Source organism: Parasynechococcus sp., assembly GCF_042954245.1.
GTDB lineage: Bacteria > Cyanobacteriota > Cyanobacteriia > PCC-6307 > Cyanobiaceae > Parasynechococcus.
Window position 1 is genome coordinate 1 of sequence record NZ_JBGKDP010000198.1, and the last position, 8,178, is coordinate 8,178.

Sequence of the window (8,178 nt, forward strand, 5' to 3'; positions counted from 1 at the left end):
GGATCACCCAGCGGGTTGAAGCTCAACAACTGCACTGGGAATCGGTGGGTGGCCTGCCCACCAAGGGCGCTGTGCGTTTTTACCCCGAAGCCTCTGACCGAACTGTGGTCAAGTTGAGCGTGACCTACGAATTGCCGCGGGTTTTGGCACCGCTCATGGAACCCAGCATCCTTGGGGGCATCGTGACCAAGGAGCTCCAGGCGAACCTTGACCGTTTTCGTGACCTGGTGGAAGCAGGCGGCTAAGCCTGGCTTACCTCCATTGTCGTGTTGGTGGTCGTGGTGGGCTGTGGCGGTGAAACGCCTACGGCCACGGCGCTGCCACCGGCTTCAGTGAAACCTGAGTCCCTGCCAGAAACGTCAGCGCCGGCGGCCCCACCGATTGACCTCATCCGTCTGCCTTCGGCTGAGGACGTGCAGCAGGCCGCCCCCGGCGGCCGGGCGGATCCCTTTGCTCCTCTTATTGGTGTGGATGCTGCGGATGTTCGGGACCCCACGACCGGCCTCACCTTGACGGGCGTTTTGCTGGTGGGAGATCAGAAACGAGCCATGGTGACCACTCCCAGCGGTAGTGGTATGTTCTATGTGGGCTTCGATGGCCGCTGCGGCGAGGATGCTCCGGTGCTGCTGCCGACTAGATGGTCGGTGCTCAACATCAATGTGGCGCGCGGCTGCATTCACCTGGCGCTGAACGATGAGCTTTAGGATCCCTTCTGCATTACCTGAGTGCAGGCTTCGGCTAACCCTTCGAGATCGTGGGGGTCGGCCTCAGCATCCACCCGGCCGAAGCATTGGCGGCAGTTGCGGCTGGTTTGGGGGCCGATCGAAACCACCTTCACCCCCTCCAACCGTTCAGCCCAGTCGGCGCCGAAGCGTTGTTCCAGCAGCTTCGCGGTGTGCTGAGCCGTCTTGCCGCTGCTGAAGGCGATGGCATCGACCTTGCGCTCCTCCAGGGCGGTCGCTGTTGGCTCTGGCATCGCGGCGGGGCAGCCGGACTCGTAGGCCGCCACCTGCACCACCCGCACCCCGGCTTCACCGAAGGCGTCTGCCAGCAGGGTGCGACCACCGCTCTGCACCCGTGGCAAGAGCATCTTGAGACCCCAGCCCGATACCGGGAAGTGATCGATCAAGCTGTCGGCTACGAAGCTCGGCGGCACGAAATCAGCGACCGCCCCCAGGTGGTCCAGCACTTGCGCCGTTTTGCGGCCCACCGCCGCAATCTTGAGACTGGCGGGGCGCCTGGCCAGGCAACGGCCAAGGCGTTGCAGCCGCTGTTCCACGGCCTGCACGCCATTAGAACTGGAGAACAACAGCCAGTGAAAGCTCTCCAAGTCCTCGAGGGCGTCATCCAGAGGGCCCCAGTGGTCGGGTGGTCCGATCACAAGGGCAGGAAGGTCCAGCACCGTTGCCCCCCGCTGCTCCAGCAGCTGGCGCGCGGCTCCCTGCTGTTCGGCCGCGCGGGTGACGACTACCGTTCGGCTTTGTAAGGGACGGCTCAAGCGACAGCCTCTCCGTCCAGCTTCATCACCCCCTGCACCCTCTTGCGCAGCTGCTCAGCCTTTCCCTGGGCTTGGAGCAGGTTGATGGCGCGGATGAAGCTGCTGCGGGCGTGGATGTTGCCGCCCAATAACTGGGCCACGGCATTTTTTCTGATGGCATTCAGCATTGTTGGGATCCAGGGCGAGGTCGCCGCGCTGCCATTGCATCACTCCTACATTACACCAGGTGAGGGCCACATCTGGTGCCCGCTGGGCGGCGGTTTGGGTGAGGCTGATCGCTTCCTCCAGGTTGCCCTGGTCCATTAGTCGAGCCGCCAGGTTGAGGCGGGTTCCAAGACTGACCCGTGTGTCCAGGGGAATCTCTAGGGCTTGCCGGTAGCAGCTCACCGCCTTGTCGGGACCACTGGGGGTCAGGGCTAATCCCAGGTGCAGCAGCAGCTCATAGCGTTTGGCACTGGCCGAACCGCACTGCTTCAGGCCGTTTTACAGTTAGGGAATGGCGTCTTCCTTCTTGCCCTCACTGATCAACAGTCCCCCGAGCTTGGCGCTAGTGTAAGGACCACTAGGTCGTTCCTGCAGATCAGCTTCCATGGCCTGCCGCAGCCGATCGGCTTCGTCGCTGCCCGCCAGCAGTTCCGGTCGGTAGCCGTCATGGGGCATTGCCGGCTCACTGCAATCGACGATGCGCCATTGGGGTTCCGCGTCCAGCAGGGTGCGAACGCTGTCCTCGATCATCGAGGAGTACGGCCGGCTCCACCGGATCGAGGGGTGGCGGCGGAACAGACGACTGACGCTGGAATAGGGAGGCATGGCAGCACCCTCCCTCCCTCATAGCGCAGCAGGTCGATCACCAGCACATCGGGCTGGGCTATCAGGGCTTTGAGTGCGGGGATGGCCTCAGGACGAAGCTGCTCGTCCGCGTCCAGCACCAGCACCCAGTCACCGTTGAGAATCTTTAAGGCCTGGTTGCGGGCTGGCGCAAAGTCACCCGGCCAGGGGATTTGTTCAACCCGGGCTCCAGCCGCCTCGGCAATGGCCACCGTCGCATCGGTGGAGCCGGTGTCCACCACCATCTCGTCAGCGAAGCCATGCACGGAGCGCAGATACTCCCTGAGACGCGCCCTTTGATCGCGCACGATCATCGAGGGGCTGAGCATGGCCGGCCGGCTTGAGGTTGGCGCGAGGTTAAGTGCGGTTGGCCAGTGCGGTTGGTTGGCGGTGGTCAGTCGGTGAATGCATCGTTGTTGCCAGTAGGCGTAGCGGTGGGGAACAGTGCGATGAGCACCTGGCGTTGGGCTTCCTGCATCTGGCCGGCGGAATAGGCGGCAGGGCAGCTGCTGGGCAGAAGGGGCTGCAGACTGTCCCAGAGGTAAGGGCTGCCGTAGACCACTACCCCGGCCAGCCGGTTGAGGGCAATCAGTTGTTGGATCGCTGCGGCCCAGGGTTCTTGGGCATCCCGCCCGGCGCGGAAGGGGTTGCCCCTCAGGAACAGCTGCAGCAGCACAGCTCCGTCGCCGAGGCGGTCCATCGCCAGGGGCGCATCCGGTTGGCCGCTCCAGGGCGATAGCCCTTCACCATGCAGCACGATCGAGCGAAATCCTTGTGCTTCAGGAGTGCGCAGGGCCGGGGACCAGCCGCTGAGGGCGGCTGCGCTGGGCACCATGGCATCCACGCGCACCAGGTTGATTCCTGCTTGAGGGCGAACCTCTGCATCGCAGACCGTGATGCTGTGGCGCACCAGCTCAGCCTCAAGGGCTTGCTCGTCTGCGCTAACAATCGGACCTGCAGTTGTGCTGGTGGAGATCGATGCCAGCGCATGGGCCCGGCGTTGCAGGCTCTCGTCTAACCTCGCGAAGCACAAGCGTCCACTGCTGAAACTGTCGCAGAGACCATCGATGGCGGCATCCGTATCCGCCGGCATCAGGATTAGGTCGGCCCCGGCTTCAAAGGCCAGTATAGCTGCCTCCGCGGCGCCGTGCCGTGCACTGATCGCTTCCATCACCAAGGCATCGGTCACCACCAGCCCGTTGAATCCCATCTGGTGCCGCAGCAGATCGGTGAGCACGGCTTTGGAGAGGGTGGCGGGCTGCCGCGGATCCAGTTCCGGCAGCACCAGATGGGCCGTCATCACGCTGTCCACACCGGCGGCAATGGCGGCACGAAAAGGCGGCAGTTCGATCTGATTGAGCCGTTCGCGGCTGTGGGGCAGCACCGGTAGGTCCAGATGGGAGTCGCTGGTGGTGTCGCCGTGGCCGGGAAAGTGCTTGGCGCATCCGAGAACACCCGCTTGCTTCAGCCCCCGCTGGAACGCCACAGCCAGGACCCTGGCACTGTTGGGATCTTCGCCCCAGGCCCGCACATTGATCACCGGGTTGGCGGGGTTGTTGTTGACGTCGCACACCGGCCCCAGCACCCAGTTCAGGCCACAGCGGCGGGCCTGTTCGCCGGTGCAGCGGCCATAGCGCTCACTCAAATTCAAGGCCAGCTCGGGGTTCCGCTGGTGGAGACGCCCGAGGGCCAGCGGCGGTACCAGCCAGCTGGCCCCTTCGAAGCGCTGGCCAACGCCCTCTTCAACGTCCGCGCAGAACAACAACTGCTGCTCACTCCAGCCCTGCAGTTGCTGGGTGCGTTGTTGTAGCTCCACAGCGCTGCCCCCTAGCAGGATCACGCCACCAACACCCTCCCGCAGGAGACGCTGCAGTTCGCTGTTTGGAAGCTCCCACTGCGGGTAGAGACGCTGCTGGTCGCTCAGATGACCACTGGCCCGCACCACCAGCAGTTCCGCCACCCGGCGCCGCAGGCTGTCAGCCGGCCGGCTGTTCATCGCTGCCTAGCTGTTCATCGCTGCCCGCTGGAATCTCGCCCCGCTGCTGCCGTTCGTCTTCGAGGCGATTCAGCAGTCCCAGTACGGAGGTGCCGCGTTCCAGCCCCCGATCCAGCTGGAACACCACTTCGGGGGCGCGTCGCATCTGCAGTCGTCGCCCAAGTTCTCCTCGCAGGAATCCGCTGGCGGCCTGAAGCCCCTCGAGCGCGTGGTCGCGCTCCTGAGCTTCCCCAAACACGCTCACGAAGATCTTGCAGTGCTGCAAATCGCCGGACACCTCCACTTCGGTGATGCTCACCATGCCTTGGTGCACCCGTTCATCACGGATGTCGTTGATCATCAGTTCGCTGACTTCTTTGCGGATCAGGGCGGCCACCCGCTCCACTCGACGCCCCTGTGCCATCACGCCATCGGTGCTGAATTCACCATGGCACGCAGCACCAAGGTGAGGCTGATTCCACCGCTGATTAAGGCGCCGATCAAGGCCACAGCCGTGACGGGATTGCTCCGGCGTGCGGCCAGGGGTTCGGCGACGGAGTTCATCACCCCGAGGGTGAAGGCCACCAGGTAGCGGGGGTAACGGGAGACGTTGAGGAAAAACTCCCGCATGGTTCTGGCGTGCTTACAAATTTGCTGGCTACTCTGCCGGGCCCATGGCTGTTTTGGACATGTTGGAGCTGCATCAATTCCGCCATTCCGCGTTTTGTCTCAAGGTGCGGATGGTGCTGCAGGCCAAGGGGCTGAGTTTCCACACCGTGGAGGTGACTCCCGGTGTCGGCCAGGTGACCGTTTTCCGGCTGTCCGGCCAACGGCAGGTTCCCGTCTTGGTGGATGGGGATCAGGTGATTGCCGACTCCAGCGCCATTGCGCTGCATCTGGATCAGCGGGAGCCGGACCCTGTCCTGATTCCTGCCGATCCGCGCCAGGCCGCCCAGGTGCATTTGCTGGAGGACTGGGCCGACACAACCCTGGCCATGGCGGGCCGCTCCTCTCTGGTTCAGGCCGCGGCACTGGACCCCGAGCTTCGGGTTGCTCTGCTGCCCGACGATCTGCCCGACCCCGTGCGTTCGGTGATCGGTGTGATCCCCGGCGGTTGGGTCAGCAACATCACCGAACTGGTCAACCAGAAGGAGCGCACCGAGCTGCAGGCCAGCTTGGAGCAGCTGGCCACATCCGTGCAGGCCAGCCCCTGGTTGGTGGGCGAAAGTATGACCCTGGCCGATATCGCCGTTGCCGCTCAGTTGTCGTTGCTTCGCTTCCCCGCCTCTTCGGGTTCGGCCCTGGCCGGCAAAGGCGTGCCTGGACTGAGCGATCACCCCAAGCTGCAGCCACTGTTCCAGTGGCGCGACCAGATCGAACTTAAATTGATGGAGCGGACCCTGGAAGAGGTGTGAAGCGCAATTGGTAGTGGTGCTGGGCGATGGCCTGATCCCGCAGGCTCTCGCCCGGCGAGGCGTAGCGCCCTTGCCATTGCTCGGCGCAAATGTCCTCGCCGCAGCGGTTGTAGCGGCTCAGGGTTTCGATCCGGCTCAGCCGCGGCGGCCCGGGGGCATGCATGATCTGCAGCACCAATTCATCGGCCAGGAAGGTGTTGGCGCTCGGGCTCTCCTGGCGGCGGCCCGTCACCGTGGTTTCGAGATAGAGATCTCCCTTCATTCGGGCAATCTGGCGGTTGGCGGAGCCGGGGTCTTCTTCCACCCCCAGCAGCTGCTCGCCAAGCAGGGCACGACCGATGGCCGTGGCGTTGAAGCTGCGATCTCCGATCAGTCGACCGCGCCGGTCGGCTTGAAATCGCGCTTGATGCAGCAGCGGTGGATCGTCTGGGGCATCGAGATCAATGCTCTCCACCTGCCACAGCCCGGCAAACCAGTCGGGGTAAATCAGGTCGTCCCGATTTGAGGGCCGTGGCAATGGTGCCGGCAGGCTCCAGTCGGGCCAACTGTTCAACCGCTGCTTAAGACCTGTCTGTGCCCAGGCGGGGCCGCCACTGAACAGGATGGTGAGGCCGATTAGCAGCATCCACAACCGCCGTTCCATGTCTGATCCCCTGATCCGTGCTCTTGATGACTATGTGGTGCTGGAGCCCGGCAAGCCGGAGCAGCTGCTCAGCGCTGCCGACACGTTGACATGGCTGAGTGCTTGGTTGCGCAGCCTCGATCAGTTGCCGGCCGATCTGGCGGATCAACCCGATGTGGACTCAGCGGCGCAGCGGTTGATCGATACGGCCTGTGATTTGGAGATCAGTCCCGGGATGACCTTGCAGTGGTTTGCGGTGCGGTTGGAGCCGCCCACCGCTTGAGATCAGTCGGTTCGACGTTGGGTCGGATCCTTCAGCAGGCTTGGCAGCAGTTGCAGGATCCCGTCAGCAACTGCCTCTGGGGTTTCGTCGTTGATCACTACTGTGAGATCGGCTTCGGCATAGAGGGGACGGCGCTCGTTCAATAGCGCGTTGAGAGCCGCCTCGGGATCGGCGGTCTGCAGCAGCGGACGCACGGTGCTGTCGGCGTTCAGCCGGTGCAGCAACTCATCGGGAACCACATCGAGCCAGATCACGATGCCGCTGTGCATCAATCCCCAATTTTCCGGCTGGGTCACCACACCCCCGCCGGTGGACACCACCAGGGAGTGGCGTTGACTGATCGCACTGAGCACCTGGCTTTCCAGGCTGCGGAAGCCTGCTTCGCCATCCCGCTCAAAGATGTCCGGGATGCTGCAGCCCGCCGCCTGTTCGATCACGGCATCGACATCCACAAAGCCGTAGCCTAGGCGTTCAGCCAGGGGGCGGCCCGTGCTCGTCTTGCCGCTGCCCATCATTCCCACCAAATACAGGCTGCGCCCGCTGAGGCGTTGCTTGAGGGTGGGGGTGGAATCCGCCATGACTCGGAAACGGCAATAGCTCATTAGGATGCCTCGCGGCCGGAACGTCACATGACTGAAATGAAGTCACCAGTACGCCACGGCCAAGGTCGTGGTTGTGTCATCACCAGGCGGGCCTGTTTCAGTGCCAGCCATCGCTATTGGCTGCCTGAGCTGTCTGGCGATGACAATGCCGCCCGTTTCGGGCCCTGCGCGTTGGCTCCTGGCCATGGCCACAACTACGAGCTGATCGTGTCCATGGCCGGCGGTCTGGATGCCGACGGCATGGTGCTCAACCTCTCGGAGGTGAAGCACGCCATCCGCAACGAGGTGACGGGCCAGCTCGATTTCCGCTCCCTCAATGAGGCCTGGCCGGAATTTGACGTCTCCACTCCTGCAGGTTGCCTCCCCACCACCGAGGCCCTGGTGCGGGTGATCTGGCAACGCCTCAGCCCTCATCTGCCTATCACGGCGCTGCGCCTCTACGAACAACCGGGCCTTTGGGCCGACTATCTCGGACATCCCATGAACGCCTTCCTCACCATCCGCACCCATTTCGCCGCCGCTCACCGACTGGCCCGCCCGGAGCTCAGCCAGGAGGAGAACGAAGCGATCTACGGTAAGTGCGCCCGTCCCCACGGCCATGGCCACAACTATCTGGTGGATGTGACCGTGCGCGGTGAGATTGATCCCCGCACCGGTATGGTCTGCGACCTCTCCGCGCTGCAGCGCCTCGTGGATGATCTTGTGGTCGAGCCCTTTGACCATACCTTCCTCAACAAAGATGTGTCCTTCTTTGAGGAATGCGTGCCTACGGCCGAGAACATCGCCCTGCACATCGCTGATCGTCTCTCCAGCCCCATCAAGGCCATCGGCGTCAGCCTGCACAAGGTGCGGCTGCAGGAGAGCCCGAACAATGCGGCCGCGGTTTACGCCGAAGCACCGCAACTGGAGATGTCTCCGGCCGCTCTCGATGCCGTGGCTGCCGTCTGATCGACGG

Annotated in this window: 10 protein-coding genes and 2 pseudogenes; 5 read left to right on the top strand and 7 right to left on the bottom strand. The window is 63.7% G+C overall.

Annotated features, from left to right (window positions below; translation table 11 throughout):
* Both ACGVJ8_RS08935 and ACGVJ8_RS08940 read left to right on the top strand, forming a co-directional pair.
* A pseudogene (locus ACGVJ8_RS08935) lies at positions 1-245 on the top strand (hypothetical protein); the annotation flags it as partial.
* A gap of 21 nt (positions 246-266) precedes the next feature.
* Entirely contained in the window at positions 267-704 is a 438-nt protein-coding gene (locus tag ACGVJ8_RS08940) for a hypothetical protein (protein ID WP_392347358.1), read from the top strand.
* On the opposite strand, the gene ACGVJ8_RS08945 is transcribed toward ACGVJ8_RS08940, so the two are convergent.
* The 5 genes and pseudogenes from ACGVJ8_RS08945 to ACGVJ8_RS08965 all read right to left on the bottom strand — a co-directional run bounded on the left by ACGVJ8_RS08945 (position 701) and on the right by ACGVJ8_RS08965 (position 4,931).
* Positions 701-1,498: a uroporphyrinogen-III synthase gene (locus ACGVJ8_RS08945; protein ID WP_392347360.1), complete on the bottom strand. Its 798-nt coding sequence runs from the start codon at positions 1,496-1,498 to the stop codon at positions 701-703. The two genes, ACGVJ8_RS08940 and ACGVJ8_RS08945, sit on opposite strands and share 4 nt — an antisense overlap.
* Positions 1,495-2,655: pseudogene (locus ACGVJ8_RS08950) on the bottom strand (glycosyltransferase). Before ACGVJ8_RS08950 ends, ACGVJ8_RS08945 begins: the two are co-directional and overlap by 4 nt.
* Positions 2,656-2,720: 65 nt before the next feature.
* Positions 2,721-4,322 carry a glycoside hydrolase family 3 N-terminal domain-containing protein gene (locus tag ACGVJ8_RS08955; protein WP_392347362.1) on the bottom strand — a complete coding sequence of 534 codons (1,602 nt, stop codon included), beginning with the start codon at positions 4,320-4,322 and terminating at the stop codon, positions 2,721-2,723.
* Positions 4,303-4,725, bottom strand: a complete 423-nt coding sequence (gene rbfA / locus ACGVJ8_RS08960; protein ID WP_392347364.1) for a 30S ribosome-binding factor RbfA — start codon at positions 4,723-4,725, stop codon at positions 4,303-4,305. Before rbfA ends, ACGVJ8_RS08955 begins: the two co-directional genes overlap by 20 nt.
* On the bottom strand, positions 4,725-4,931 hold the full coding sequence (locus ACGVJ8_RS08965) for a DUF751 family protein (RefSeq protein WP_186495423.1): 207 nt from the start codon (positions 4,929-4,931) through the stop codon (positions 4,725-4,727). Before ACGVJ8_RS08965 ends, rbfA begins: the two co-directional genes overlap by 1 nt.
* A 59-nt stretch (positions 4,932-4,990) precedes the next feature.
* On the opposite strand from ACGVJ8_RS08965, the gene ACGVJ8_RS08970 reads away from it, so the two are divergent.
* Entirely contained in the window at positions 4,991-5,716 is a 726-nt protein-coding gene (locus tag ACGVJ8_RS08970; protein ID WP_392347374.1) for a glutathione S-transferase family protein, read from the top strand.
* Here the strand turns inward: ACGVJ8_RS08970 and ACGVJ8_RS08975 are convergent.
* Entirely contained in the window at positions 5,682-6,359 is a 678-nt protein-coding gene (locus ACGVJ8_RS08975) for a DUF6816 family protein (protein ID WP_392347366.1), read from the bottom strand. The genes ACGVJ8_RS08970 and ACGVJ8_RS08975 overlap by 35 nt on opposite strands.
* Here ACGVJ8_RS08975 and ACGVJ8_RS08980 point away from each other — a divergent pair.
* Entirely contained in the window at positions 6,358-6,621 is a 264-nt protein-coding gene (locus ACGVJ8_RS08980) for a chlororespiratory reduction protein 7 (protein WP_392347368.1), read from the top strand. The two genes, ACGVJ8_RS08975 and ACGVJ8_RS08980, sit on opposite strands and share 2 nt — an antisense overlap.
* 2 nt (positions 6,622-6,623) lie before the next feature.
* On the opposite strand, the gene ACGVJ8_RS08985 is transcribed toward ACGVJ8_RS08980, so the two are convergent.
* Positions 6,624-7,199 (bottom strand): shikimate kinase, encoded by a 576-nt coding sequence (locus ACGVJ8_RS08985; RefSeq protein WP_392347370.1) that lies wholly within the window; start codon positions 7,197-7,199, stop codon positions 6,624-6,626.
* Positions 7,200-7,250: 51 nt separating this feature from the next.
* On the opposite strand from ACGVJ8_RS08985, the gene ACGVJ8_RS08990 reads away from it, so the two are divergent.
* Complete coding sequence (locus tag ACGVJ8_RS08990; protein ID WP_392347372.1) at positions 7,251-8,171, top strand: 6-pyruvoyl tetrahydropterin synthase family protein; 921 nt, start codon at positions 7,251-7,253, stop codon at positions 8,169-8,171.
* Positions 8,172-8,178 lie beyond the last annotated feature (7 nt).